A 24,862-nucleotide genomic window follows, 5' to 3' on the forward strand; every position below is an offset into this window, starting at 1 on the left:
AAAAGTTTTTGCTAGTTAATTCTAGTTTTTTGTATTAAGATCATTTAAGTGAATTGATTTTAAAAAAGGAGATAATGCTTCAAAAATCATTTTAGAATTTTTAAGAATTATGTAACATCCCATGTCATCTATTTTTTCTATTGCATTTATGACTTCATCTTTTGATAAATAGACAAATTTAAAGTGGTCATATAAAGTAACAATGTGTTCGTTTATTGCATTGAGTAATAAATTTCGAGCATTCTCATAAGTTATATTTTCATTATTATTGATATTTTGCAAAGAACGTAAAAGATAAAAAATAGCACCTATACGGTCTCTGTGACCATTTATTATTTTACGCCATAATGGTTTTTCATCCCCCAAATCTCGAAACACAGGTAAGATGTTTTTTTCAATATATGTGAAATAAAGAGATTCCGCAATTTCGCTTTTTGATAAAGATTCTAAAATGACTTCATGTTGTTCAAATGATAATTTGTTAATATTATTCATTAAAAATATAGGTTCTATATTATTAATTAACCAATTTGCCGAGATATGAAGCTTCGAAGAAAGATTATAAATAATAGATAGAGGTAAATCTCTTTTTTTTTGTAAATAGTTCTGATAGGCAGGTTCACTAACTTCAATAATTTTACAAAAATCTTTTTTTGATAATTTTAAATCACTACGTACATTCTCAACACGAAAAATAATAGTTTCCACTAATGCCCCCCCTTTGACAATTAATAATTGTTTTGATAAAGTGTTTAAAACAAAACAATTGTTAATTTTAATAACTTGGATTATTTAATGTATAATAACTATTTGAATTATAACACAAAAGAAACTATTATTGAGAAAGATACAACAAATGATAGATTAGAAATATTAAAAGTACTTTTATTTATAACTAATTATCAAGAGTTATCTAAGTGGGTATCTATAGTTTCATTAGGAAAAAGATTTATGCCTTTCCCAAAATATTCAAATCAAATCGATCGTGAAATTTGTCTCTTTGCAATTCAGAAAATTATTTTTTTAGCGTTGCAAGATATAAAAAAACGACGTAAAAATGGTCGTGATGTTAAGCTTCTTGAAGCTGTAAAAAACAATAATTATTTTGATATTGCTAATATATTAGCTAGTGCTGCTAGGACATTTTGGTTAGACCATGGATTCTCGTATTCTAATAAATATGAAGGTAATAATTATAATGTTTAAAGAATTAGAAAATACACTCAAAGATATAAAAAATGAACTTATTTTATATCGAGAACTTTTTGCACTAAGTTTAGATTCACTTACTACACAAAAACAAGTTGCGAAGTTTCTTGGAATATCACAAAAGACTCTATGTACATACATTAAAAATGGAGTTTTGATTGAAGGAATTCATTTCATTAAAAATAAGAAAAATGAATTTATACCTTACAAGATTATAGAATTCAAACAACAAAATAGTTCTAAAAAATTTATTGTCAATAAAGTTGATCATTGTATCAACCCACTTGTAGCTAAATTTTTGAAACAAAAACATGGCTAAATTTAAATCTATTAAATATATTTATGCAGATATAAAATTCACAATTAAAGATCAGTTTGGATATTTGTACCTTGATTTTTATTTACCAGATGGTAGGCGTAGTCGCGGTAGCACTAGGCTAAAAGTAACAGACGAGAATCTTAAAGTATTGAAAAAAACAATAATCCCAGATATTGTTTTAGGTTTGGGCAAAGAAGCACCACAAATTGATGTAGCTAAAGAATGGACATTGGATGATTTTGCAAGTGAGTATTTTGAATTACAAAAAACACAAATTAGGGCACATACACTTCATAAAAATATCTTAAATTATAATAAACATATTTCTCCTTATTTTGGGTATAAATTGATAAATACACTTACCCCTATGCAATTTGAAAAATGGCAAAATAAATTACTGTTAAATTATAAATATTTAACAGTACAACGATATCGTTCCATACTTTATTCAATTCTTGAAAAAGCATATAAAAATGATATTATTGTTAAAAATCCACTTGTAAAAGTGAATGCTCCAAAGATGCAGCAAAAGGCATTGTTAGAACAAGAAGAGTCACAAGATCCTTTTACTCAGGATGAAATCAACACTATCATGAGTCACGCTACAGGTTACATGGCTAATTTTATTAAAATTATGCTTTCAACAGGTATGCGACCTGGAGAGATTATTGCTCTTAAATGGTCGGATATTGATTTCAATCGTAAGATTATCAGCGTTACAAAAACAAGACTTCGTTCGCCAAGAAAAAACGAAGTAGCTATTGATGGTCCTGTCAAAACTAATGCAGGCAAGCGCAGCATAGATCTTTTCCCTGCTACTGAACAAGCCTTTTTAAAACAAAAAGAGTTAACCGGTTGGCAAGAGTATATTTTTATAAATCCTTCAAAAAGACCATTTTATAATCACGATGTTATTGGTGTTAATTTTAAAAATTTACTTTTAAAAAGTGGTGTAAAAGTTAGAGTAATGTACAATCTTAGGCATACTTTTGCGTCACAATTGATATCCAATGGAGCAGATATTGTGTATGTAAGTAAAACTTTAGGTCATAAAGATGTGTCTATTACACTTAAAATTTACACAAAATTCATAAAAGAAGAAGATACTGTAAGATTAGAGAAAATGAAAATAATAGACAAGTTTATGGTCAAGTTTGAAAATGATGATTGATTAAATACCTAAAACAGGGGCTTTGAGATGAAAACACGAGTTTATTATGATGATACGGATGCGGGTGGTGTGGTTTACCATGCCAATTATCTGAAATTTTGCGAACGCGCACGAAGCGATATTTTTTACGAAAATGGTAGAAGTCCTGCCGTAAATGGTGGGCATTTTGTGGTGCGTCATCTTGAAGCGGATTTTATAAAATCTGCAAAATTAGGTGATTTGATCGAAGTGAAAAGTGAGATGATAGAGCTTAAAAATGCTTCGCTTATTTTAAAGCAAGAAGTGTGGAGAGATGATGTAAAACTTTTTGCGATGACTTCCACTCTTGCGTATGTTAAAGAGGGAAAGCCATGCAAAATCGATGAAGAGACAAAAGCCTTTTTTAAAAGCGCTATTTATTAGTTTCCGCGAATAAATTCATTGCGACCAGGTTGGTATAACGAGGTGTTATAGATAACTTGGTTGCCTGAGATACCTTCTTTAAATGATCGAGAGATTTTGCCATCAAAGAACTGCTGACACAAATAATCTGCACCGATAGATGTCGAGTAGTTGACCCAGTCATAAACAATGTCATGTCCAAACATGGTATTGATCTCTTCCAATGCTGGAGGTGCTTTTTGGATAGAGTTTGCGATATACATTTTATCTCTATCTTCATATTGTGTTAATGTTAACAGCAATGGATTGTAGTTGACTTGTGTTGAAAGCAATGCGTAAGGATGAATGTCATTGGCTCGAAGCTGAGACGCTATAAGGCTCGCTGTAACAAGTTGTGTATTGAGATAGAGTGATGCATTGTTCAGTGAGCTATTGCCTTTGAACATCTGTTTAAAGTTTGCTTTTGGACTCTCTACACGTTTTTCATAAAAAACACGGTTATTATTTTTTTTGACATATCCATTGAGTTGGTAACTAAGACTGCTGCCATCTTCAAATGTTCCAACACGCTCATTAGCTTTTTCTGCAAGCATAGCGATTTGCTGGTCATAGTCTATACCACCAAAGATGATGTTTGAATTTGTACTTCGTACGCTAGAACGGTGAAGTGTTGGAATAAAGACAAGGGTGTCTGTAACACGACTAGCAATGATGTTTGCACCATCAGCAGTTACAGGTGCTATGATGTAGTGATAGCCTCCTGCTTGAATGTCAGAAAGGGCTTTGGCAATAGACTCTTCTCTCTCATCTCCTGAATTAAAGACATTGAGATCAAAGTAGTAGTTTTTATACAAAAGATAAGAAATAACAGAGTTTACAGAAGTAATGGCATATTTTTTGATAGTTTTTTGTGGTACTAAAACAGCGATTTTGATCATTGTGCTGTCATCATTGAGTGGTTTTGGCATTGGCGCTGCAAGAACAGGTGTCACAAGTGTTTCTTGTGAGGCAGATGCATCTGATGGCGCTGATGATGGTGTTGTTAGCTCAACGGTTGTGCTTGGCGTTGGTGTTGCCATTGCAAGTGTTGTTGATTTGATCGTTGTGTCTTCTATAACCACAGGAGGTGTTTCAACACTTTGGCTGGTTGTAGCACTTGGTGTTTTTGTACTTACCTGTTTTTCAGAACCAGGATAGCTTGCAGTACTTTTTTGATTAACGGTTGCGCCTTTTTTAGCGCTTGCTGAAAGGTTATACGTGCTTGGTTTGTAGGGTTCTGGGCTTTGGCTGGTGGTCGTACAGCCTGTAAAAATCAAGAAACTGATGGCTAGGGGCAACCAAAATTTCATAACATGCTCCTTACTTTTAGCATATCTGCAAAAACCTCTTTTTTAGCGCTTGGGTTTCGCAGTAAAAAACTAGGGTGAAACGTTGGAATCAATTTGGCTTCACCAAAATTGAGGACGCTTCCTCGTATTTTATCGATAGGTGTATCATACTCTCCTGTGAGATGATGAAAACTGGTTGATCCAAGAGCAACGATGATTTGTGGTCGAATCGTTTGGATCTGCTGCATGACATACGGCTTACAACATGCAACTTCTTCTGGTGTTGGTACACGATTATCGGGTGTTTTACATTTCAAAATGGTCGTAACATAGACCTCTTCTTTGGAGAGAAGAAGGACTTTTTCGATCATGTTGGCAAGCATTTCACCGCTCTTACCTGTAAAAAGCATTCCTGATTCGTCTTCGCTGACTCCAGGATTATCTCCTATGAACATCACTTTGGCTTTCAGGTTTCCAGCACCAAAAATGACATTTTTACGACTCTTCGCAAGTGCACAAAGATGACACTGTGCGACACTGGTTTTTAGCTCTTCTAAGTTGTGCGAGAGTGCGGGTTGTTTGCTCAAAGAGAGCGGTCTGTACTCCTGAAAGTACTCAAATCCCATCGCTCTATACTGGTATAAAAGTTTTAAAAGTCGTATTTTTTCAATGTGAGTCATTCTTATATGGTAGCCTAGTGGGAGTTAAAGTATCCTTATTTGATATCGCAGTACTCTAAAGAGGGGAGGTTTGGCTTTTGTAGATTGTGGTTATTGGCAATGAAAAGATTTTTAAGATGAACAAGGTTTTTTAGGGAATTTGGAAGCGAGCTTAAGCAGTTTTCTTCTACATCAAGCTCATACAAGTTGTTTAGATTTCCAATGCAATCAGGAAGCGTTTTGAGCTTATTGGCACTGACATCAAGTGAAGTCAGTTTAGTAAGCTTGCATAGGCTAGAAGGGAGAGTTTCAAGTAAATTATTTTCTAGAGAGAGAATTTGCAAATCTTCAAGTTTGGAGAGATCAAAATCGATAGAGCGAAGATGGTTGGACGCAAGATTGAGTTTTATAAGCATATCGTGTGCTTCTAGGGAAGGAAGATTTTGCAGTAAATTGCCCTCCAGAATGAGCGTTTCAAGTTCTTGTATCTCGCTTAGTGAGTCTGGGAGCGTTGTTAATTTATTGAAAGAGAGGTCAAGATAATAAAGCGATTGCATTGTGCTAAAAACATCTGGCAGATGCTCAAAATAATTGGTGTCAAGACTAAGATGAAGCAGTTTTTTAAGGTTTTTAAAGGCTGTATCTAAGTGGCTAAGGCGATTCACTGCAAGAGTTAAACGTGTGAGATTTGTTAAGGTGTAAAAGCTTTGTGGTAGTGTACTTAGTTTATTACCATTAAGGTTTAAAATTACTAACGATGATAGTTCACCAAAATGCTCGGGAAGGCTTTGTAAAAGATTGTTTTCGCACTGTAAATTCCGAAGATTTTTGAGTAAACATATGTTGCTAGGAAGCTCTCTCAAACGATTTCCTGAAATTTTAAGCACGCTGAGATTTTGAAGTGCACCAATGCTTTCAGGCAAACTTTTAAGTTTTTTGCGGCTTAAATCAAGGCTAGTAAGATTTTCAAGTTTGGAGAGTTCACGAGGAAGTGTGTGCTCTAAGCCTTGAGATTTTATCCATTGTGCAAAATCGCGAATACTCTCACTCATCACTCTCTCCTTGGTCTTCAAAACGACTATTTTTTTGATCAATCAAAAAAGCAATCTCTTCGTAGTCAATTTCTCCAAATTCCACCATGTTAAAGAGTGCCATCAATGGGCGCCTGCAACAGGTTTGATTGCATTGCGTAACGAGTTTTTTAGCTTTTTTATAGGGTAGGGTTGTGGCTTTGAAAATCTCTATAGCATCTTGAATGGTTTTTTGTCCGCATTCACAGATGATTTTAGAGGCATACTCATGCATCATTTTATCCTGCTTTGGAAGCAATATAGAGGGCTTCTAGCTCCTTTTTATTGAGCACTTTTTTACGTTTTGTGACCATCTCACGCACATGAGGAAGCATTTTGTTGATGACCTCATTTTCAGGCTCATACCCCATAGCACGAAGATGAAATAAAAGAGTGGAACTGCCTGAATGTTTGCCGATAGGGTAACTTCGCTTCATTCCTACACTGTGAGGGGGAAACGCTTCATAGGCTTTTTCATGCTTGATCATGCCATTAACATGAATACCTGATTCGTGAGAGAAGATGTGTTTTCCAATAATCGGCATCGTGGCAGAAATGCTCTGTTTTGAGGCTTTTTCCACCAGCGAAACTACATGTTTAAGGGCATCTGCATGAATGAGGCGTTCTTCACCAAAGAGATGTACAAGGCTCATTAAGACCTGTTCAAAACTTGCATTTCCAGCACGTTCTCCAAGACCGATAACCGTAGTATTGACACTGATTGCTCCCGCTTCTAGACCACTAATGGCATTTGCGGTTGCCATTCCAAAGTCATTGTGAGTATGCATTTCGATCTCTAAGAGTTTGAGGTTTGAAAGATACGCTATATGCTCATAAATCTGATGTGGTCGCATAATGCCTACGGTATCGCAATAACGAAAACGATGTGCTCCTACACTTTTTCCTAACTCCATCACCTCTTTTAAAAATCCTAGATTCGAACGAGAACTATCTTCTCCTCCAATGCATATAAAAAGTCCTTCATGATAGGCTGTGCATAAAACTTCTTCAAGGTTTTTTAACAGATGTGTTTTATTGCCTTTAAATTTCGCTTCGATGAGAATATCCGATACAGGGATGGAAAGATCAACCGCTTTTAATCCACATTTCAAAGAAGCTTCAAGGTCACTCACGGTGGCACGATTCCAGCTCATAATGCGAAGAGGCAGATCAAGGGCTAATATCTCTTTGATGTCAGCTTGTTCTCTCTCTCCCATTGCGGGTATTCCCACTTCTAGCTCATCTGCTCCTGCTAAGTAGAGTGCAGAGGCAATGGCAAGCTTTTCTTGCGTGTTAAACGCAACATACGGTGCTTGTTCGCCATCTCTAAGCGTTGTATCGTTGATAATCATTTTATGCTCCTTATGAAGCGGATGGAAAAAAGTGCTTTCGCACGCCTTTTAGGACAGATATCTCAATCGGCTCATCCGCAAAACTCTCATCACAGGTTAAATGAATGCTCTCTAACTCTTTTTGCGGGCATTCGCCGATTTTTTGAGTCAGTAAAAGGTTGCAATCAGAGAGAGCATTTTTGATCTCATCGATAGGGTAAGAGCCATCGCATCCCTCTTTACCCATGCAGTACGATTTTTCGACTTTTCGGTGCATGATAAATTTGATCGCTTTATCGCCCGCTTCGTAGATGAGAAACTCTTTGGCGCTTCCGAAATGGTCGTTAATGAGTCCATTGCCACGCGTTGTAACAGCCACTAGCATGGTATTGCCATTGGAGCTTAGTTCTTCTTTGTTGGCGGCTTCTTGGCTGATTTTACCATTTGCCGCTCTAAGAGCTCTTCTCCATGTTTCAATGCTCTCATGCGTTTTCATACGTTGGTTAAGGTTGTAATGATGAGAGAGTTCTTCAAAACTTTTTTCAGCAAAGCTTTCTTTGAAAAACTCATCGCTCCTGTCTTCACCCAACAGTCCTACGGCATCAGCACGACATTGACGGCAGTGTCGCATCATCTTCACGTTGACATCACACGCTTCTTGCGCCTTCATAAGTTGTTTATGGCTGGCACTTGGCACACCATCAAGTCCAAATTTGGTTCCAAATTCGGGCTTTGACATCAGTGGCATTACGTTGAAGATAAAAACACCTAACTCTTTGACTTTGCGCGCAACAAACGGTAGATGTTCTTCATTGACTCCTGGAATAAGGACAGAGTTGACTTTGACCAAAATGCCTCGCTCAACGAGCATCTTAATGCCTAAAAGCTGTTTTTCAAGCAGAAGTTTTGCCCCTTCAACGCCACGATGTTTTTTGTGTTCGTAAAAGACCCATGGGTAGATTTTAGAGCCGATTTCACCACTTTCATCAACGCTGTTAAGCGTTACCGTGACGTGTTCGATGTTGTATTTTGCGATCTCATCAATGTGCTTGTGAATCATCAAACCATTGGTGGAGAGGCAGAGTTTAATATCAGGGGCATATTTTTTAAGAAGAGCAAACGTTTTAAAGGTTTGCTTAGGGTTGGCTAGTCCATCGCCCGGTCCTGCGATGCCCACAACACTAAGTTGCTGTATGAGTCCCCCGACGTGTAAAACCTTCTTTACGGCTTCTTCTGGGCTTAGTTTATAGCTCGTAACCCCTGGACGGCTCTCATTTGAGCAGTCGTATTTTCGGTTACAGTAGTTGCATTGGATGTTACATGCTGGAGCAACCGCTACATGGATACGCGCATAATGTTGATGAGCATCTTGGCTATAACAAGGGTGGTTGTTAATCTTTTGCAAGATGCTGGCATGAAGTTCATTTTGGGTGTTAGTGGATGATGTACAAGAACAACTCATGTGCGATCCTTTAGAATTTCGTTATCCTAAAGTTTGCACAAAGTGTTCCCCTGAAAAGGGTTAGTCTTTTAGCTCCTGATAAATGGTACGAATTTTTTCAATGTTTTCATTAAAAAGGGCAATGAGTGCAGGGTCAAAATGGGTACCACTATTTTCATTGAGAAGGGTATGCGCTTTTTCAAAACTCCACGGTTCTTTGTACGGGCGCACTGAGATAAGCGCATCAAAGACATCGGCGATAGCAACAATACGACCAAAAATCGAGATTTCTTCTCCTTTTTTACCGTGTGGGTAACCTGTTCCATCCCATTTTTCATGGTGTTCAAGTGCAATCAGTGCTGCTGCTTTGAGGTATTCGTTTTCTTCGTCAAAGAGAAGATCGTGTCCTAACTGAGTGTGTGTTTTCATCATCTCAAACTCATTTTTACTCAGTTTGTCGGGTTTGAGTAAGATTTTATCGGCAATACCAATTTTCCCAGCATCATGCATCGGAGCTGCCAACTCTATTTTGGCGATATCTTCTTGACTAAGCCCGTATTTTTCTGCCAAAAGTGCACTATAAAGTCCAACACGTTTGGTGTGTTTTGATGTTTCTTGGTCTTTAAATTCTGCAGCGGAGGCAAGTTTGTTAATGATTTTGGTTTGAGTGTCACGCAATTTGTCGTACAAAATAGCATTTTCTATAGCAGAAGCAGCATAATTGGAAATTAACAGTAAAAGTTCGGCATCGACGTTGGTAAAAATGCCTTGCTTTTTATTGAGTGCTTGAAACACACCAATCGTATTTTCTTGGTTATCTAAAAGTGGTACAGAGAGAATCGTGTGAGTGAGATACCCCGTAGCTTTATCAACTTCACGATTAAAGCGATAGTCATTGTATGCATCCACAACGATTTGAGTCTCTTTAGAAAGTGCCGCATAGCCTGCGAGACCTCTTTTGGCAGTAATACGGATAGGATGAACTTCATGAGCGACTTTTGACCACAGTTCATCTTTGTTTTTATCGTAAATAAAAATAGAACAGCGATCCGCTTGTAAAATGTCTCGTGCAAAATTTGCCATAGACTCTAAAACATCATCCAAGCTTTTGGTTTTGTTGATAACTTTACCAAATTCCAATAAAATAGCAAGCTGTTTTTCTGCTGAGTTCATGGTCGTCTCTTAAATGGAAGATGTATGTGTATTATAACAAAGTTTTAAATTCTTATATGCAAAACTATCTCCTTTATGTATAATACAAAATAATAAATTTTTGGAGTGGTTATCAAAATGCAAAAGAAAATTAAAGTCCTCTTAATAGAAGATGACTACACTGCTGCAAGTCAAGTTGCACAATACCTCGAGAGCGTAGGGTTTGAACTTGATATTTCAGAAACAGCAGTCGATGGTCTTTTAAAACTTTCAGCACAACATTATGATATTTTATTGCTCGACCTTAGTCTTCCTGATTTTAGTGGTTTTGAAGTCATTAAACAGATTAACAACCAAAGTAACATTCCAATTATCGTTTTAAGCTGCCATTCTAATCTTGAAGCCAAAGTGCAAGCATTTCGCTTTGGTGTGGATGATTATTTGTGCAAACCGTTTATGCTTGAAGAGCTTGAAGTGCGTATTTGGGCAATTTTAAAACGTTGCTCAATGATTAAAATGGAATTTAATAAAAACAATCTTGTCATTGATTATAACAATCAAACGATTTTGCTTAACCAAAAACCACTTTCTCTAACAGCAATTGAACATAAAATCCTTTCTTTCCTCATAGAAAACAAAAATAGGGTTGTTTATCGTAATGTTTTAGCCATTCATCTCTCATCTTTAAGCTCGCCACAGTCTTTGAATTATCATATTCAAAATATTCGTAAAAAGCTTGGCGATGACCCAAAAAAGCCACGATACATCGTAACAGAGTATGGAACAGGATACCGTTTAGTGTTATAAAAGCGTTACATTTCTTATAATCCTCATAAAAAACTGATAATGAGCCATATTTTTGGAGTATAATGAAAATATTGATCCAAGAATATGAGGAAAATGATGGACACATCAGCGATGGAGCGTCTGAAATCTCGTTGTAAAAATATACGCATTTTATACATTGAAGATGATGAAGTTACGAGGAAATATACGCATTCGATTTTAAGTGAATTTTTTGATACTGTTGATGTTGCCAGTGATGGGCAAAGTGGTTATGATATGTTTGTTGATGCAGAGATTGCCATTCCTCATTTAGGACTTTCACCCGTACTCAATATCCAAAAATACAATCTTATTATTACCGATATTAAGATGCCCAAGATGGATGGCATCTCTCTTATCTCTAAAATCCGTAAAATCTGCAAAGAAACAGCGATTATTGTGACGTCAGCACATAATGATATTGAATATTTGATCGAGACGATTCGTTTAGGTGTTGATAGTTACATATTAAAGCCAATCGAGCTTGACCAGCTTTTGGATTCGCTTTCATCAACGATTGAAACAATTTTGTTAAAAGAAGAGAGTCACGCTTATACCAATTCTTTAAAACAAACGATTGAATTGCAACAATCTGCCCTAGATGAACAGCTCCATACCGATGCACTTACAAAACTTCCTAATAAAAATACACTCGATAATATCTTATCGCAAATTCAACCCGTAGAAGTTCCCTCACTTTTCCTCATAAACATTGATAATTTCAAAAATTACAATAAGCTTTATGGTCTTGATGCTGGCAATCAGATCTTGCAAGAGTTCGCACACCACTTAAAAGCGATTGCAAGCTCGTTGTGTTACGATGTTTTTCGCATCTCATCGAACGAATTTGTCATGCTTCGCCTTGATACGCACCTTGACCCTGATAAGATTTATGATGACATTACCAAAACACTTGAAGTGCTTAATGGTATTGAAATTAAAATCAAAGGACTGAATGAAAAAATCTTAGTCAACATCTCCATGGGTGTGACGTTTGATCAAGAAAATCTTTTCAATAAAGCCTTTACAGCGCTCGATTTTGCCAAACAAACAGGTAAAACATTTGTCGTGTATACAAGCAACCTCGATGAAACAGAGTCCCTTGCCAATGATTTTTATTGGCAAGATGTCATTGCTGATACACTTGATAAAGACAATGTTGTACCTTTCTTCCAACCGATTTGTGACAAAAGTGGTCAGATCATTAAATATGAAGCGCTTATTCGTATTAAGACAAAAGATAAGCAAGAACAAGAACAATACGTTTCTCCATATTACTTCTTAGATATCGCACGACGTACCAGACAGTACGATAGCCTCAGTCATAGAATGATAGAAAAAGTGCTAGAAATGATGACATTATACCCAACGGTAACATTTTCAATCAATTTTAGTTTTAGAGATATGCTCAATAAAGAGATCAGAGATATGGTTCGCTCTAAAATTGTTGAAATGCGTGAAGAAAATAAGGCAATCAACCTTATTTTTGAAGTGGTTGAGAGCGAAAAGATGACTGATATCAATGCCATTAAAAACTTTTTAAAATACATCAAATACGATGATGCGCCTATTGCTATTGATGACTTTGGAACAGGGTATTCTAACTTTTCTCATTTGATGCAGATGGAGCCTTCTTATCTGAAAATTGATGGTAGCCTCATTAATGAAATTGATACCAACAAAAAGACACTTTTGCTCGTCAAAGGTATTGTCTCATTTGCTAAAGCGTTACAGATCAAAACGATTGCAGAATATGTACATAACAAAGCGATTTTTGACCTACTGGTTGAAATAGGTGTGGATGAATTTCAGGGTTACTACATAGGTGAACCATGTTTGGAGCTACAATGTCAACTATAACCTTCGATACAATGCTTATTATTTTAGGTGGTGTTCTACTCTTAGGCATATTGTGGATTTATCTGCTGACCAAACAACGTCAGAAATTCAAACAGTTGATTGATTTTGCGATTGAAGGCTTGATTATTTCTCATAAAGGGTGTGTCGTTGAAATTAATGCACAAGCCTTAAAACTTTTTGGTGGGACGGATAAAGAAGAGATTTTGGGTAAGTCTATGTTTAAGTTTATTGCTCCAGAGTCTAAAGAGCTTGTGCAACAGCAGTCTGAGAAGAGTCATACCGAAATGTATGAGTGTATGCTTTTACGCAAAAATGGAACTAGTTTCCCAGCATTGGTACGTGGCTCTGATATGATAAGTTTTGGCAAGAAAATGCGTGTTTCAGCTGTTATCGATTTGAGTGAACTCAAAGAAGCTCAATACGCATTGCAAGCACTAAATGACAATTTAGAGATGCAGGTACAAACGCAAATTGAAAAAAATCGTCAACAAGAAATGATGCTCTTCCAACAATCACGTCACGCTCAAATGGGCGAAATGATCAGTATGATTGCGCATCAATGGCGTCAACCGCTAAATGTCCTTTCACTTCTAGCGCAAAATATTGTTTTCAAATACAAACTTCATAAATTGGATGATACCGTTCTTGATGAATTCAAAGAGGACTCTATGCGCCAGATTTTACAGATGTCTAAAACGATTGATGATTTTAGAGACTTTTTTAAACCCGATAAAGCTATAAAAATTTTCGATGTCAAACAGCAACTTTTTCATGCGGTTGAGATGGTAAAGCCTATTGTAGCAAGTCATGGAATTGAACTCACTTTTAATGCAGAAGATAATTTAAAAATAGAGAGTTTCCCTAACGAGTTTGGTCAATCCATCATCAACATCTTGAATAATGCGAAAGATGTGCTTTTAGAGAGTTGTGGCGATCATACAAAGCAAATTATCGTTGAGGCGAAACGTGGAGAAAATTTGGATATTGTTGTAAGTATTGAAGATAATGGTGGTGGCATTGATGAGATTGTTATGCCTTATATTTTTGAGCCGTATTTTTCTACAAAAGGTGCACAACATGGCACAGGATTGGGGCTTTATATGACGAAGATTATTGTTGAAGAGCATATGCATGGGCGTATTAGTGTAGAAAATACGCCTGAGGGTGCGAGATTTCAAATTGTTTTGCGAGGGTTGGAGTAATGGATTTAAGTTTACTAAGGGACATCCGTCCTTTGATTATCGAAGATGAATCTGATGCAATGAATTCAATGTTTTCCATTTTTGATACCGTTTTTGATATTTTTTATACGGCGCGCAATGGTGAAGAAGGGTTATACCGTTTTTACAAAGACACTCCCGATGTTATCATCACCGATTTGCAAATGCCTTTTATGAGTGGCTTTCGTATGTTAGACCGTATTCGCATGGAAAATAAAAATATCCCTATCATTGTAACATCCGCTCATGGGCATAAAGAGCACGTTGAAAAAGCAGATGATCTAAATGTCAATGCATATCTGATAAAGCCTTATGATATGAACATATTGTTTGAAAAAATTTATGAGTGTTGTTATATTAATACTCTAAGCAAGATCGATCTCGACCAATTTACCGTTTAAAATTTCTGCAAACTCAACCCCATAGCTATAACAGCTTTTTAGTTCCTGCTCACTAGGGATCAGTTTGATCTTTAGTGGTGTCAGTGGTGGTACGCGAAGCTTCAGTGATTTGAGTCGCGCTAATATATGATCCACCGCTTCGCCACTCCAACCGTATGAGCCAAAAGCACCAGCACACTTTCCCTGCTTGTCTAAAAACATGAGACATGAAAGCAAGTCCCAGACTGGTTTTGGTGCATCGGCATTGATGGTTGGTGTGCCAATTAAGAAGCCATCGCTCTCCTCAAGAATAGCTATCATGTTTTGTGCTTCGATGGAAGCTAAGTCATACATGTTGGCAACGACACCCTCCACACTTTCGCATCCTTCAAAAATGGCTTGTGCCATCTCTTGTGTGTTTTTATAACTGGTAAGATAAAAGATGGAGAGAATCTTTTTCCCCGCTTTATGCTGTTCTATCTTGTGACTCCATTGGCGGTACAACTCAATGTACTGCTCTGGTTTTTCACGCAAAATAGGTCCATGCAGAGGTGCAATGAGTTCAATCTCAAAGCGTTCGTAGAGCTTTAATGCACTTTTAACATAGCTTTGAAAGGGGCGCATGATGTGGTCGTAGTAGTAAGCAAAGGCATAGGAAAAATCGCCCACTTTATCGTTGAAAAGGCGTTTGTCATAGTAGTGTGAGCCAAAGACATCACCACTAAAAAGGAGTCTGTCTTCATGTACATAGCTGCTCATCGTCTCAGGCCAGTGCAGGTAGGGAGTCGTCAAGAAAGTGATGGTTTTACCACCTAGCGTTAATTGTTTGTTCGTCCAAATGGCCTCAAAGTTGATCTCTTCGCAGTTTGTGAGTGCTTTGAGCATCATGGTCGCTTGTGGCGAGATAAGCACTTTAGCGTGTGGTGCTCTTTGAATCAGCTCTGGCAAAGCTCCCGAATGGTCAGGCTCGATGTGATGGATGATGACGTAACGTATCTCATCGTAAGAACAGAGCGTTTCAATAGACTTGAAAAAGCTTTCTTGAAACTCTTTTTTGACCGTATCAACGATGATGACACCATCGTCTGTTTTGATAAGATAAGCATTGTAGCTTGAGCCATTGGCAGTTCGCATCACGATGTCAAAGGTACGAATATCTGGGTCAAAAACGCCTATATAGTATATGTCACCAGCGATTTTAGGAGGTAGTTGGCGCATGGAGAAACCTTTGCATCCACAAAGGTGGATTGCTGTTTTTTAAGGCTATCAGCGTGTTTAAAAGCGTCTCTATAGGCTCATCTTCTTTCTCTGTTTTGAGCACAAAGATGCCTGAGCTCTTCACCATCAAAGAAGCCCTCGGTCCAATGTGTGAGGCACACACGATGTTCGCATCTTCTAAGCATTGGATTTTATAAGAGAGTTTATCGCCTTCTTCTACTATCTCATTGGGTGAGAAAAGGGCTTTTAAAAACGTAAAGGTATCGTCTTTTATTTCATAGAGATAAAAGCATTTGCACCAGCCAAAATGGTCGTTCACATGAATGTTATCAGTGGATGCAAATGCTATTTTCATCTTCTTACTCCGCTACTGGAGTATGGGCTTGACGTGCAGCGATAGAGATAGCTTCACGGTAAGGTTTTGGAGACACCGCAGGAAACATGATGCCATTTTTTTTGTGTTCACGAATGTTGTAGATGCCACTCTCATGTCCCGCCACATAATAGGCATTGTATTCAGCCGTATATGGCATATCCCAGACGATAGCACCTTCTGTTGGACAGGCATCTGCACATTTTGGCATCGTGCCATCAGAACACTCGATACATTTTTCTGGTTTGACATAAGTTGTCTCACCATTTACGGGTGAATCAGAAGCGCTGACAATCGCGGTTGCTGGGCACTCATCGATACAACTGTCGCAGTTGATGCAAAGGTCTGTAATTTTTACTGCCATGATAAATCCTTTTTGAACAAGAAGTTGTTGTCTCTCAAAAAACCTTTGAGAAGAACCACGATGCACAAAGGGCTTTACACATCGTGGCAGTTGAGTAAGGGTTTTTAAAGGTACACGCTTCTTTCTTTGCAAGAGGTGTTCCGTAGAAAAACGAAAGGCTCTTTTTCGTACATTTGCTTACAAAATAGGAGTTATATTTATATGGAATAGATTATGCAAATTTATCTGCATGGTAAATACAAAACTCATCAAAGATTTGTTAAACGAGAGTGCTTGTTCTCATAACAAAACGAAAAAGAGTAGCTGTGACAAACCAAAGCCTGGAGCAACAAGCGGAGGGTGTGCGTTCGAGGGGGCGCAAATATCACTTTTTCCTTATGCGGACGCTGTGCACTTGGTGCATGGCCCCGACACGTGTCTTGGTGCTTCTTGGGAGACTCGCGCTACACTGACAAGCTATGAAGGTGAAAACAACACGCCACTTGGCTATTGTACCAATGTCACCACGCAAGACATCATCTTTGGTGGGGATAAAAAGCTAGGCGATGCTTTGGCGTACATCGTAGAGCACAAAAAGCCTAAGGCGATTTTTGTCTATGAAACCTGTGTGACCGCCATGATAGGTGATAACATCGACTACACCTGTAAATGTGCCGAAGAGCAGTTTGGCATCCCCATCGTTGTGGTGCATTCTCCAGGGTTCGTGGGCAGTAAAAACTTAGGCTCAAGGCTGGCAGGTGAAGCCGTTTTGGATGCACTCATTGGGAAAAAAGAACCAGAAGAGATTCATCCTTTTGGCATGAATCTCATTGGGGATTACAACGTCACGGGCGATATGTGGCAGTATAAGCCTATCTTAGAGCGCATTGGTATCAAAGTCGTCGCTACCCTCTCGGGCGATGGCAGAATAGAAGATATACAGCAAGCGCACACTGCCAAGCTCAATGTCATCGTTTGTGCAAAATCCTTAGTGACGTTATGCCGTAAGATGCAAGAACGCTTCAACATCCCTTATGTCAGCGTCTCATTCTATGGCAAGCGTGACACATCCAATGCCATTCGCTCTATTGTCAATGCCTTTGGTGATGCGGAGCTTATCGCTAAAGCCGAAGCGATTATCGCCGAAGAAGAGGCGAAGTTAGAAGAGCGTTTGCGCCCGTACCATCTGATGCTCAAAGGCAAAAAAGCCATTTTGAATACGGGTGGCAATAAATCGTGGTCGATTGCATCTGCACTTCAAGACATTGGCATCGAAGTGGTGGCAACCTCCATCCAAAAAGCCACCGAAGAGGACATCGCCATCGCACAAACTTACGTGCCTATCGTCTTTAAAAGTCCTGCCACTGAGCAGCCACGTCTCATTGATGAGCATAAGGTGGACATTTTGCTAGCAGGCGGGCGCAGTCTTTACACCGCTATCAAAAAGCGCATCGCTTTTGTCGATGTCAACCAAGAGAAAAAGGTCAGTTACGGCGCGTACGGTGGGCTTGAAAACCTTGCCATCGATGTGTGTGCCGCTTTGGCAAACCCTGTGTTTAAACTGGTCGGAAGGAGTGTCCCATGGGAGCAAGCGTAAATCTCAAATCCTTTAAAGCAACGACGCTAAAACCGTTGCACATCAACCCCTTAAAACTTTCCCAACCGATGGGCGCAACCTTGGTATTTTTGGGCATCAAAAATTGTATGCCGTTGATGCACGGTGCGCAAGGGTGTGCTTCTTTTACCAAGGTGCTTTTTACACGCCATTTTAACGACCCTATCGCTATTCAAACCACCGCGGTCAATGACATCACCGCGGTCATCGATGGTGGCGATAAAGGCATTTCTGAAGCGGTTGAGAACATCACCAAAAAAGTGATACCTGATTTGGTGGGGCTTTTTACCACAGGCATGACCGAAACCAAAGGTGATGACATCAAAGGTGCAACCTTGCTTTTAAAAGAGAAGCAAAAAATGGTTTATGTGCATACGCCTGATTTTGAGGGTGGATTGGAGAGTGGTTGGAGTTTGAGTGTACAAGCCATCATCTCCCAACTCATCGCTCCTACCGCAGAGTGTAAGCATGACAAGGTACTGCTTATCCCCAATATCAATCTAAGCCCGATAGAAGTCGAAAAACTCAAAGAAGCTTTGGAGTTGTTTGACTTTGATGTGCTGGCACTACCAGATTTAAGTGATTCGCTTGATGGGCATTTGGGTGTCAAACAAGGAGCCCTTAGTAGTGGGGGCATTAGCGTTGCGGATATTGAAAAGCTAGGCAATGCAGGGCTTGTCATTAGCATCGGGCATTCGGTGAAAAAATGCGGCGAACTGTTTAAAGAGAAATTTGCTCAAAGCACGCATTTGCATTTTGACAGTCTCATGGGACTAGAGGCATGCGATGCGTTTTATGCAAAACTGCTTGAATACACGGGCTCAAAAAGTGTACCAAGCTCAGTAAAACGCTGGCGCGCACGGTTGCAGGACGTGCTTTTAGACACACATTTTGTCATTGGGAAATCCAACATCGTGATTGCTGATGAGCCAGATAGTGTGTATGCGATGAGCAAAGCCTTGCAAGAAGTAGGGGCGAACATCAAAGCGTTTATTGCTCAAAGAAGCCCTATTCAAGAGCACTTTACGTGTGATATTGCCGTAGGCGACTTTGAAGATGTGGAGTATGCCCTAGATGGCGCACAGATGCTCATTGCGAACTTTCACGGTGAACGCATCGCACATAAGCACCATAAAGCACTGATTATTCGAGGGTTCCCAAACTATGAGCAGGTCGGAATTGGGCTACGTCACAACATTTTGTACGAGGGAAGTTGTCATTTTTTATGCGAGGTCAACAACCTTTTAGGACATCATTAAATGAGAAATGATAGTATTTTCTAAAAAGAGGGAGTATAAACATTGAACCCTATAGAGAAAATACTTTCAACACAAAAAGTTCTCATTTTAGATGGTGCCTTTGGTACCGAGCTTGAGCGTAAAGGGTATGACATCAATGACTCCCTTTGGTCAGCGAAGTTCCTCATGGAAAAGCCTGAGGCGATTGCTGAGGTGCATAAAGACTACCTTGAAGCAGGTAGTGATTGTGTGACAACAGCGAGTTACCAAGCGACATATGAGGGTTTTATGAAGCGAGGTATGAGTGAAGAAGAAGCCAAAGCACTCATCCAGTCTTCAGTGAAAATCGCTCAAAAGGTACGTGATGATTTTTGGAGTGAACCCAAAAACCATACCAACCGACAAAAGCCTCTAGTTGCAGCTTCCATTGGTCCTTATGGAGCGTATTTGGCGGATGGATCAGAGTTTAGAGGTGATTACGGGTTAAGCCTTGAAGATTTAAAAGCGTTTCATACCAAACGTCTTGCTACACTTATTGAAACCAAGCCTGATTTACTCGCGTGTGAAACAATTCCTTGTCTGATTGAAGCACAAGCATTGTGCGAACTTCTCAAAGCCTATCCAGATGTTTATGCGTGGGTGAGCTTTAGTGCTAAAGATGGTAAGCATATTAATAGTGGTGAGAGTATCAAAACGTGTGCGGCTTACTTAGACGCAGTGCCTAATGTTGTCGCTATTGGTATTAATTGCACCGCACCACAGTATATTGAATCTCTTATTGATGAAATAAAAACAGCCTCAAGTAAGCCTATTATCGTCTATCCTAATGGTGGAGCAACCTATAACGCCCTTACCAAAACATGGGATGGCATTTCAAAAAGTTCATCGTATGGGAAAATGGCACAGATGTGGTATGAAAAAGGTGCGAAGCTGATAGGAGGATGTTGCCAAACAACCCCTATGGATATTGCTCAAGTCGCAAAATGGGTTAGGACTGTTTAAACGTACTCCCTGCAATAGCAATGACAATAAGAAAAATCGCAATCCATTGATGCAGTAACAACGCTTCTCCTAAAATAGCCCAACCACACAGTGCGGCAATCACAGGAGAAGCACTGACGATAATGCTAAAAATGTGTGTAGGTAAGCGTTTTAGCGCGATCATTTCTAAAGGAAAGGGAAGGGCGCTTGAAAAGAGAGCAACCATAAGCCCCATAAACAAAATAGAAGGCGAAAATAAGGCACTTCCCGCTTCAATGATGCCAAAAGGTGCTGCAACACAGGCTGCTATGAACATACCAATCGCAACAGTGTTTAGTGTCGAATCTGTCGAAAGCTTTTTACCTACCAAAATATAACACGCCCATGCAATTGCTGCTCCAATGGCAAATAAGATACCTACGCCATCTAACGCAGCATCGTGTGTTTGCAAAGGAAGAAAAAGGCTCAGTCCCACTAACGCCAAAATAAACCACACAAAATCAATCACGCGTCTGGCACTGGCTAAAACCACGCCTAAAGGTCCTAAAATTTCAATGGCAATCGCAATACCAATAGGAATACGCGCAAATGCTTGGTAAATGAGCAGGTTCATCAGGCCTAATATAACGCCATAGATAGCGATAATTTTGAGGTTTTGAGCGTTGGGAAATTTTCTCCATGGACGACAAATCAACAGTAAAATAACTGCAGCAAAACCGATACGTAAAGAGGTCATACCAAAAGCTCCAATGAGTGGAAAGAGATGCTTTGCAAAAGCTGCACCTGCATTGACACTAATGCTTGAGGTTAAAATGGCAAGTATGCCTAAACCGGTTTGTTGATGTATTTGTGGAGTGTTCATGGGAAAGAAGTATATCTTCTCAAAGCGGTAAGTTGCCTTAACATATTTTTATGAGTGTTTTTCGCTGAGAAGCTTTTATGTTTGGGTGTGGATTACCTGTAAGGAAAACCTTACAGGTAATAGTTTATGCCATTTCTCCTGTAGGAGCAGCGGCTGCAGCCATCGTTGCTTTTTTCTTGCTGCGTTCCATAGATTGAAGGACTAAATATTGTTCTCCAAACTTGAGCATATTTTCCATCTCATCATCAAATTCTGCGAAGTGTCCTTCTTCTTCAAGGACAAGTTCTTCGAACAGTTTTTTAGAGACGCTATCAGCATGCGTTCCGCACTCTATTGCAAAGTTGTTGTACATGACAATGGCGTCTTCTTCACTTTGACGTGCAAACTCAAGCATCGCTTTGACATCGGTAATTTGTTTGACCTCTTCAGAAGCTTTCATCTCAATGGTTCCTTTTAAGAAAAGAACTCTGTCTGCAAGGCGTTCTATATGAAGCATCTCTGCAATGGCGGTACGTTTAAAAAGGGTGGAAAGCAGATCATAACCTTGGTCATCACAATGAAAATGTAAGAACATATATTGGTGTACGGCAGAAAGTTCATCTGCAATAGCACGATTGAGCAACTCGATACTTTTATCTCTTTTCATAGAACACTCCTTTAAGATTTCTTTGAATCAATACTACCATAAAATAGGCTTTTAAACGATTATTTTTTACTATTTTAATGGAGAGTTTCATGCTTTTTTAAAAAGCGATTAGTCAGAGTTTAATGAATTTTTTGTGCCAATGTTTTCATGATTTTTGGATAATCATGCAAGAGCGTTTCTATCTGAGCAATATCGAATGTGTCGATTTTGTCTAGCAATGTTTGGCTATAGTGTTGCAGATAAGAGATATTGTATCGTGTTGATAATTCTAGTAACGTTGACGCGAATTTTGCCATCAGTTGAAGATCATTTTGCGTAATGGCTGCTTGATATAATGGCTCTACATTTAGTTCGTGCAAGAAGTTTTTTAAATCTTCTACATTTTCTACTGAAATGTTCTCTTCATGATGTATTTCTGGTGCTCTTTGTGTATATTTGAGAAATTTTGCAAGCTCATTCATGAGCTCATTTTTTGAAACAGGTTTACGCAAGTAGCCATCAAAGCGTTGCTCTTTGATCTTGGTTAAATCTTCTATCATAATAGACGCAGTCAGCGCAATGATAGGAATGTCAAAAGATTCTTTGATGATTCTTGTTGCACTGTAACCGTCCAACAGTGGCATTCTAATATCCATTAAAATGAGATCAATAGGATGCGTTTTTACTTTTTCAATGGCTTCTTGTCCATTGACAGCTTCAATAATCTCAATAGCGGTATTATCAAAACTCTCTTTAATAAGGTTTCTGTTTTGTTCGACATCATCTGCAACTAAGATAACGGCTTTTTCAAAATCTATTGCACCATAATGCATCATTTGCTCATTTTGAGCATTGATCGCTTGAAGGGAAGCAATATCTAAATTATTGAGTTTGAGGATAAAGATGGAACCTTTACCTACATCACTTTCGACTTCCAATGAGCCACCCATCAGTGTTGCTAATTTTTTGCTTATGGCTAAGCCAAGCCCTGTACCACCGTATTTTCTTGCATCTTGGTTGTCTTGTTGCTCAAACATGTTGAAAATCTTACTTTGGGCTTCTTTAGGTATGCCAATGCCACTATCTTGCACTCTGATAACGATGTCAATTTTACTAAGATGTTTATGGACACGATGCACTTCTACAATGACTTTGATGAACCCCTCATCGGTAAACTTTATAGCGTTACCAATAAGATTCGTAATGATTTCTTTAAGTCTAAAAGCGTCCACAAAAATCACTTTTGGGATTTTTTTATCAATACTCAGCTCTAAATCAATACCTTTTTGCTCTGCTTGCAGGGTAAATGTTGCAATCGTCTCTTCCAATAATTTTTTGATAGGAGTTGCTTTGTTGATAATCTCAAATTTCCCTGATTCGATTTTTGAGAGATCTAAAATATCATTGATGAGCATGAGTAAGCTTTCGCCAGAACTGCGAATAGTTTTAATGAACGATTTGAGTTTTTTATCTTCTATCTTCTCATCTAAAAGTTCGGCAAAGCCTAAGATGGAGTTCATTGGTGTTCGTATTTCATGGCTCATATTTGATAGAAAGTTAGATTTTGCGTTTGTAGCGCTTTGTGCTTCTTGTGTTGCGATAACCAGCTTTTTGTTTAATTCTTGCAAAGCCAATTCAACGGCTCTTCTTTTTTCTATCTCTGCGGAGAGCTTTCGATTCCAAAAGAGTGTGCCTATGAGAATGAGCAACATGATACCTATAATCTCAAAAACGATGGTATAATCGATACTTTTATCGTATTTGACCTGTACCCATTGGTTGTAGATATTGTTTTTTTCATCTTCAGTAATAGAGTCTATTGCTTTATTGAGGACGGATATACCCTCATTCTCCCAGTCATTGCGCAGAGCCATATGAAAGTTTGACTCATATTTGCTAATACCAGAAATTTTTAGATTTGAAAATCCATTTTTTTGGATATAGCTACTTGCTACGGGTAAAAGTTCTACATAGGCATAAGCATCACCTTCTACGACTGCTTTAAACGCCTCTACAATGTCTTTGACGATAAGCGCATGGATTTGGGGATGCTCATTTTGAATGATTTCACTTTGTGCATAGCCTTCCACTAAAGCAACTTTTTTCCCATATAACTCTTTAATGTCCGTTATAAATTTAACATCGTTTCGCGTGATGAAGACTTGAGGCATAGTGATGTAAGGTTGTGTAAAATTGAGAATTTGATCTCTTTGCGGTGTACGTGTGATACAGGTATACATGTCTGCTTCATGCGCATTGAATTTTTCAACACTCTGTGACCATACTTGTGTTGGTACTTTAACAAAGTTTATGCCCGTCTTTTGAGCGATAAGTGCCAAATAACTACTTGCAATACCTCCATGTGTTTTGCCATCTTTTGTGAGGTATTCTATAGGGTCAAACTGGTTGTCAATGACATAACGAATCTCTTTATGTTTATTGATCCAAGCTTGTTCTGCTTCTGTAAAATTCATAAGTCCTTTAGATGCTTCGAGTGTTTTACTCCATTTGCTGTTAATGACTTGTGACTCTTTAGGCGAGATATCTTTGAGTGTTTTTTGAATGATGCTAAAGAGTAGAGGGTTGTCTTTGTCGATAGCAAGGCTAATTGATGTTTGAAATTCTTCTAATTTAGCAACGATTTTGACGTTATTGAGTAAGTACTGATTCATAATATATGCGGTAACGGCTAGATTACCTACATAGGCATCTACTTTACCTAATGAGAGCATTTCTAATGAATCTTCGTTGGATGTAGAAGGCAGAAGTTTGATAGAAGGGTATTTTTCTTGTAACCATTCATGGATGTACGAGCCTTTGTTGATCGAAACAACTTTGCCTTTGAGATCATCCAGTGTTTTGATGTCGGTATTGTTAATATTGGCTACAATGACCATAGGAACGGTAAGATAGGGATCGGTAAAGTTAAGGTATTTCTCTCGCTCATCTGTTTTAACAGCACAGGTTAGTCCATCATACTTTTTATCTTGCATATTTTTGATGGTTTCTGCCCAAACAGCTGGGTAAATATCAAATTTTAGACCACTTTTTTGAGAAATAAGCTGTATGTAGTCATAGGAAAGACCTGTTGGTACACCATTTTTATCGACAAAATCAAAAGGGGGCCATTTATAATCAGAACCTAACGTGACAACAGGATGATTGTCGATATAAGCTTGTTCTTCCGCCGTAAATGTAGGCGTAGCATACAGTGTAGAAATAAGAATAAAAAAGATGGCTAAAAAGCGCATCATCATCATT

At 38.5% G+C, this 24,862-nt stretch carries 25 protein-coding genes; 11 read left to right on the forward strand and 14 right to left on the reverse strand.

Annotated elements, in window-relative coordinates; all coding sequences use genetic code 11:
* Window positions 1-21: 21 nt before the first annotated feature.
* Window positions 22-708 (reverse strand): helix-turn-helix transcriptional regulator, encoded by a 687-nt coding sequence (locus UCH001_RS05470; RefSeq protein WP_067175322.1) that lies wholly within the window; start codon window positions 706-708, stop codon window positions 22-24.
* Between the two features lie 87 nt (window positions 709-795).
* Between UCH001_RS05470 and UCH001_RS05475 the strand changes: the two genes are divergently transcribed.
* The 4 genes from UCH001_RS05475 to UCH001_RS05490 are packed head-to-tail and all read left to right on the forward strand — an operon-like array spanning window position 796 to window position 3,101.
* The gene (locus tag UCH001_RS05475) at window positions 796-1,206 is read left to right on the forward strand and encodes a hypothetical protein (protein WP_067175325.1); all 411 of its coding nucleotides are present in this window, start codon (window positions 796-798) and stop codon (window positions 1,204-1,206) included.
* Window positions 1,199-1,528: a hypothetical protein gene (locus tag UCH001_RS05480; RefSeq protein ID WP_067175328.1), complete on the forward strand. Its 330-nt coding sequence runs from the start codon at window positions 1,199-1,201 to the stop codon at window positions 1,526-1,528. Before UCH001_RS05475 ends, UCH001_RS05480 begins: the two co-directional genes overlap by 8 nt.
* Window positions 1,521-2,699 carry a site-specific integrase gene (locus tag UCH001_RS05485; protein WP_067175331.1) on the forward strand — a complete coding sequence of 393 codons (1,179 nt, stop codon included), beginning with the start codon at window positions 1,521-1,523 and terminating at the stop codon, window positions 2,697-2,699. The genes UCH001_RS05480 and UCH001_RS05485 overlap by 8 nt, the downstream gene beginning before the upstream one ends.
* 27 nt (window positions 2,700-2,726) lie before the next feature.
* Window positions 2,727-3,101, forward strand: coding sequence for a YbgC/FadM family acyl-CoA thioesterase (locus UCH001_RS05490; RefSeq protein ID WP_067175334.1), 375 nt, complete (start codon window positions 2,727-2,729; stop codon window positions 3,099-3,101).
* Here the strand turns inward: UCH001_RS05490 and UCH001_RS05495 are convergent.
* Genes UCH001_RS05495 through UCH001_RS05525 form a run of 7 tightly spaced genes read right to left on the reverse strand, consistent with a single transcriptional unit; the run spans window position 3,098 to window position 10,082 of the window.
* Window positions 3,098-4,429, reverse strand: coding sequence for a hypothetical protein (locus UCH001_RS05495; RefSeq protein ID WP_067175337.1), 1,332 nt, complete (start codon window positions 4,427-4,429; stop codon window positions 3,098-3,100). The two genes, UCH001_RS05490 and UCH001_RS05495, sit on opposite strands and share 4 nt — an antisense overlap.
* Window positions 4,426-5,088 carry a uracil-DNA glycosylase gene (locus UCH001_RS05500; protein WP_067175340.1) on the reverse strand — a complete coding sequence of 221 codons (663 nt, stop codon included), beginning with the start codon at window positions 5,086-5,088 and terminating at the stop codon, window positions 4,426-4,428. Before UCH001_RS05500 ends, UCH001_RS05495 begins: the two co-directional genes overlap by 4 nt.
* A 35-nt stretch (window positions 5,089-5,123) precedes the next feature.
* A complete protein-coding gene (locus tag UCH001_RS05505; protein WP_067175343.1) occupies window positions 5,124-6,119 on the reverse strand; it encodes a leucine-rich repeat domain-containing protein in 996 nt (331 codons plus the stop codon).
* The gene (locus UCH001_RS05510) at window positions 6,112-6,375 is read right to left on the reverse strand and encodes a hypothetical protein (RefSeq protein WP_231963978.1); all 264 of its coding nucleotides are present in this window, start codon (window positions 6,373-6,375) and stop codon (window positions 6,112-6,114) included. The genes UCH001_RS05505 and UCH001_RS05510 overlap by 8 nt, the downstream gene beginning before the upstream one ends.
* 1 nt (window position 6,376) lies before the next feature.
* Entirely contained in the window at window positions 6,377-7,489 is a 1,113-nt protein-coding gene (nifV, locus tag UCH001_RS05515; protein WP_067175346.1) for a homocitrate synthase, read from the reverse strand.
* A 10-nt stretch (window positions 7,490-7,499) separates the two neighbouring features.
* Window positions 7,500-8,930 carry a nitrogenase cofactor biosynthesis protein NifB gene (gene nifB / locus UCH001_RS05520; protein WP_067175349.1) on the reverse strand — a complete coding sequence of 477 codons (1,431 nt, stop codon included), beginning with the start codon at window positions 8,928-8,930 and terminating at the stop codon, window positions 7,500-7,502.
* A gap of 60 nt (window positions 8,931-8,990) precedes the next feature.
* A complete protein-coding gene (locus tag UCH001_RS05525; RefSeq protein ID WP_067175351.1) occupies window positions 8,991-10,082 on the reverse strand; it encodes an HD-GYP domain-containing protein in 1,092 nt (363 codons plus the stop codon).
* Window positions 10,083-10,199: 117 nt separating this feature from the next.
* Here UCH001_RS05525 and UCH001_RS05530 point away from each other — a divergent pair, with 117 nt between their 5' ends.
* The 4 genes from UCH001_RS05530 to UCH001_RS05545 all read left to right on the forward strand — a co-directional run bounded on the left by UCH001_RS05530 (window position 10,200) and on the right by UCH001_RS05545 (window position 14,367).
* Window positions 10,200-10,868, forward strand: coding sequence for a response regulator transcription factor (locus tag UCH001_RS05530; protein WP_067175354.1), 669 nt, complete (start codon window positions 10,200-10,202; stop codon window positions 10,866-10,868).
* 96 nt (window positions 10,869-10,964) lie between these two features.
* A complete protein-coding gene (locus UCH001_RS05535) occupies window positions 10,965-12,746 on the forward strand; it encodes an EAL domain-containing response regulator (protein WP_067175357.1) in 1,782 nt (593 codons plus the stop codon).
* Window positions 12,734-13,948 carry a PAS domain-containing sensor histidine kinase gene (locus tag UCH001_RS05540; protein WP_145973112.1) on the forward strand — a complete coding sequence of 405 codons (1,215 nt, stop codon included), beginning with the start codon at window positions 12,734-12,736 and terminating at the stop codon, window positions 13,946-13,948. The genes UCH001_RS05535 and UCH001_RS05540 overlap by 13 nt, the downstream gene beginning before the upstream one ends.
* Window positions 13,948-14,367: a response regulator gene (locus UCH001_RS05545; protein ID WP_067175363.1), complete on the forward strand. Its 420-nt coding sequence runs from the start codon at window positions 13,948-13,950 to the stop codon at window positions 14,365-14,367. The genes UCH001_RS05540 and UCH001_RS05545 overlap by 1 nt, the downstream gene beginning before the upstream one ends.
* Here the strand turns inward: UCH001_RS05545 and UCH001_RS05550 are convergent.
* From UCH001_RS05550 to UCH001_RS05560, 3 genes are read right to left on the reverse strand one after another with little or no spacing between them, the layout of a single operon-like run.
* Window positions 14,332-15,564, reverse strand: a complete 1,233-nt coding sequence (locus UCH001_RS05550; protein WP_067175366.1) for an FprA family A-type flavoprotein — start codon at window positions 15,562-15,564, stop codon at window positions 14,332-14,334. The genes UCH001_RS05545 and UCH001_RS05550 overlap by 36 nt on opposite strands.
* On the reverse strand, window positions 15,545-15,919 hold the full coding sequence (locus UCH001_RS05555) for a NifB/NifX family molybdenum-iron cluster-binding protein (protein WP_067175369.1): 375 nt from the start codon (window positions 15,917-15,919) through the stop codon (window positions 15,545-15,547). The genes UCH001_RS05550 and UCH001_RS05555 overlap by 20 nt, the downstream gene beginning before the upstream one ends.
* 4 nt (window positions 15,920-15,923) lie before the next feature.
* Window positions 15,924-16,301 (reverse strand): 4Fe-4S dicluster domain-containing protein, encoded by a 378-nt coding sequence (locus UCH001_RS05560; RefSeq protein ID WP_067175372.1) that lies wholly within the window; start codon window positions 16,299-16,301, stop codon window positions 15,924-15,926.
* Between the two features lie 229 nt (window positions 16,302-16,530).
* Here UCH001_RS05560 and UCH001_RS05565 point away from each other — a divergent pair, with 229 nt between their 5' ends.
* Genes UCH001_RS05565 through mmuM form a run of 3 tightly spaced genes read left to right on the forward strand, consistent with a single transcriptional unit; the run spans window position 16,531 to window position 20,135 of the window.
* On the forward strand, window positions 16,531-17,877 hold the full coding sequence (locus tag UCH001_RS05565; protein ID WP_067175375.1) for a nitrogenase component 1: 1,347 nt from the start codon (window positions 16,531-16,533) through the stop codon (window positions 17,875-17,877).
* Complete coding sequence (gene nifN / locus UCH001_RS05570; RefSeq protein WP_067175378.1) at window positions 17,862-19,154, forward strand: nitrogenase iron-molybdenum cofactor biosynthesis protein NifN; 1,293 nt, start codon at window positions 17,862-17,864, stop codon at window positions 19,152-19,154. Before UCH001_RS05565 ends, nifN begins: the two co-directional genes overlap by 16 nt.
* A gap of 42 nt (window positions 19,155-19,196) precedes the next feature.
* Complete coding sequence (mmuM, locus tag UCH001_RS05575) at window positions 19,197-20,135, forward strand: homocysteine S-methyltransferase (protein WP_067175381.1); 939 nt, start codon at window positions 19,197-19,199, stop codon at window positions 20,133-20,135.
* Here mmuM and UCH001_RS05580 read toward each other — a convergent pair.
* From UCH001_RS05580 to UCH001_RS05590, 3 genes are all read right to left on the reverse strand, one after another.
* Window positions 20,122-20,976, reverse strand: a complete 855-nt coding sequence (locus tag UCH001_RS05580; RefSeq protein ID WP_067175383.1) for a DMT family transporter — start codon at window positions 20,974-20,976, stop codon at window positions 20,122-20,124. The two genes, mmuM and UCH001_RS05580, sit on opposite strands and share 14 nt — an antisense overlap.
* Before the next feature lie 124 nt (window positions 20,977-21,100).
* Window positions 21,101-21,622, reverse strand: coding sequence for a ferritin-like domain-containing protein (locus tag UCH001_RS05585; protein ID WP_067175386.1), 522 nt, complete (start codon window positions 21,620-21,622; stop codon window positions 21,101-21,103).
* Between the two features lie 119 nt (window positions 21,623-21,741).
* Complete coding sequence (locus UCH001_RS05590; RefSeq protein WP_067175389.1) at window positions 21,742-24,861, reverse strand: transporter substrate-binding domain-containing protein; 3,120 nt, start codon at window positions 24,859-24,861, stop codon at window positions 21,742-21,744.
* Window position 24,862: the final 1 nt, after the last annotated feature.

Source organism: Sulfurospirillum sp. UCH001 (genome assembly GCF_001548035.1).
Taxonomy (GTDB): domain Bacteria; phylum Campylobacterota; class Campylobacteria; order Campylobacterales; family Sulfurospirillaceae; genus Sulfurospirillum.

Excerpts from the sequence above, each read along its gene's own strand:
- UCH001_RS05545 (WP_067175363.1), top strand. The coding sequence starts at position 13,948 with ATGGATTTAAGTTTACTAAGGGACATCCGTCCTTTGATTATCGAAGAT.
- UCH001_RS05555 (WP_067175369.1), bottom strand. The coding sequence starts at position 15,919 with ATGAAAATAGCATTTGCATCCACTGATAACATTCATGTGAACGACCAT.
- UCH001_RS05480 (WP_067175328.1), top strand. The coding sequence starts at position 1,199 with ATGTTTAAAGAATTAGAAAATACACTCAAAGATATAAAAAATGAACTT.
- nifB (WP_067175349.1), bottom strand. The coding sequence starts at position 8,930 with ATGAGTTGTTCTTGTACATCATCCACTAACACCCAAAATGAACTTCAT.
- UCH001_RS05500 (WP_067175340.1), bottom strand. The coding sequence starts at position 5,088 with ATGACTCACATTGAAAAAATACGACTTTTAAAACTTTTATACCAGTAT.
- UCH001_RS05540 (WP_145973112.1), top strand. The coding sequence starts at position 12,734 with ATGTCAACTATAACCTTCGATACAATGCTTATTATTTTAGGTGGTGTT.
- UCH001_RS05495 (WP_067175337.1), bottom strand. The coding sequence starts at position 4,429 with ATGAAATTTTGGTTGCCCCTAGCCATCAGTTTCTTGATTTTTACAGGC.
- UCH001_RS05535 (WP_067175357.1), top strand. The coding sequence starts at position 10,965 with ATGGACACATCAGCGATGGAGCGTCTGAAATCTCGTTGTAAAAATATA.
- UCH001_RS05550 (WP_067175366.1), bottom strand. The coding sequence starts at position 15,564 with ATGCGCCAACTACCTCCTAAAATCGCTGGTGACATATACTATATAGGC.
- UCH001_RS05585 (WP_067175386.1), bottom strand. The coding sequence starts at position 21,622 with ATGAAAAGAGATAAAAGTATCGAGTTGCTCAATCGTGCTATTGCAGAT.
- UCH001_RS05485 (WP_067175331.1), top strand. The coding sequence starts at position 1,521 with ATGGCTAAATTTAAATCTATTAAATATATTTATGCAGATATAAAATTC.
- UCH001_RS05560 (WP_067175372.1), bottom strand. The coding sequence starts at position 16,301 with ATGGCAGTAAAAATTACAGACCTTTGCATCAACTGCGACAGTTGTATC.
- UCH001_RS05505 (WP_067175343.1), bottom strand. The coding sequence starts at position 6,119 with ATGAGTGAGAGTATTCGCGATTTTGCACAATGGATAAAATCTCAAGGC.
- UCH001_RS05510 (WP_231963978.1), bottom strand. The coding sequence starts at position 6,375 with ATGATGCATGAGTATGCCTCTAAAATCATCTGTGAATGCGGACAAAAA.
- nifV (WP_067175346.1), bottom strand. The coding sequence starts at position 7,489 with ATGATTATCAACGATACAACGCTTAGAGATGGCGAACAAGCACCGTAT.
- UCH001_RS05530 (WP_067175354.1), top strand. The coding sequence starts at position 10,200 with ATGCAAAAGAAAATTAAAGTCCTCTTAATAGAAGATGACTACACTGCT.
- UCH001_RS05525 (WP_067175351.1), bottom strand. The coding sequence starts at position 10,082 with ATGAACTCAGCAGAAAAACAGCTTGCTATTTTATTGGAATTTGGTAAA.
- UCH001_RS05475 (WP_067175325.1), top strand. The coding sequence starts at position 796 with ATGTATAATAACTATTTGAATTATAACACAAAAGAAACTATTATTGAG.
- nifN (WP_067175378.1), top strand. The coding sequence starts at position 17,862 with ATGGGAGCAAGCGTAAATCTCAAATCCTTTAAAGCAACGACGCTAAAA.
- UCH001_RS05590 (WP_067175389.1), bottom strand. The coding sequence starts at position 24,861 with ATGATGATGATGCGCTTTTTAGCCATCTTTTTTATTCTTATTTCTACA.
- UCH001_RS05490 (WP_067175334.1), top strand. The coding sequence starts at position 2,727 with ATGAAAACACGAGTTTATTATGATGATACGGATGCGGGTGGTGTGGTT.
- UCH001_RS05580 (WP_067175383.1), bottom strand. The coding sequence starts at position 20,976 with ATGAACACTCCACAAATACATCAACAAACCGGTTTAGGCATACTTGCC.
- UCH001_RS05565 (WP_067175375.1), top strand. The coding sequence starts at position 16,531 with ATGGTAAATACAAAACTCATCAAAGATTTGTTAAACGAGAGTGCTTGT.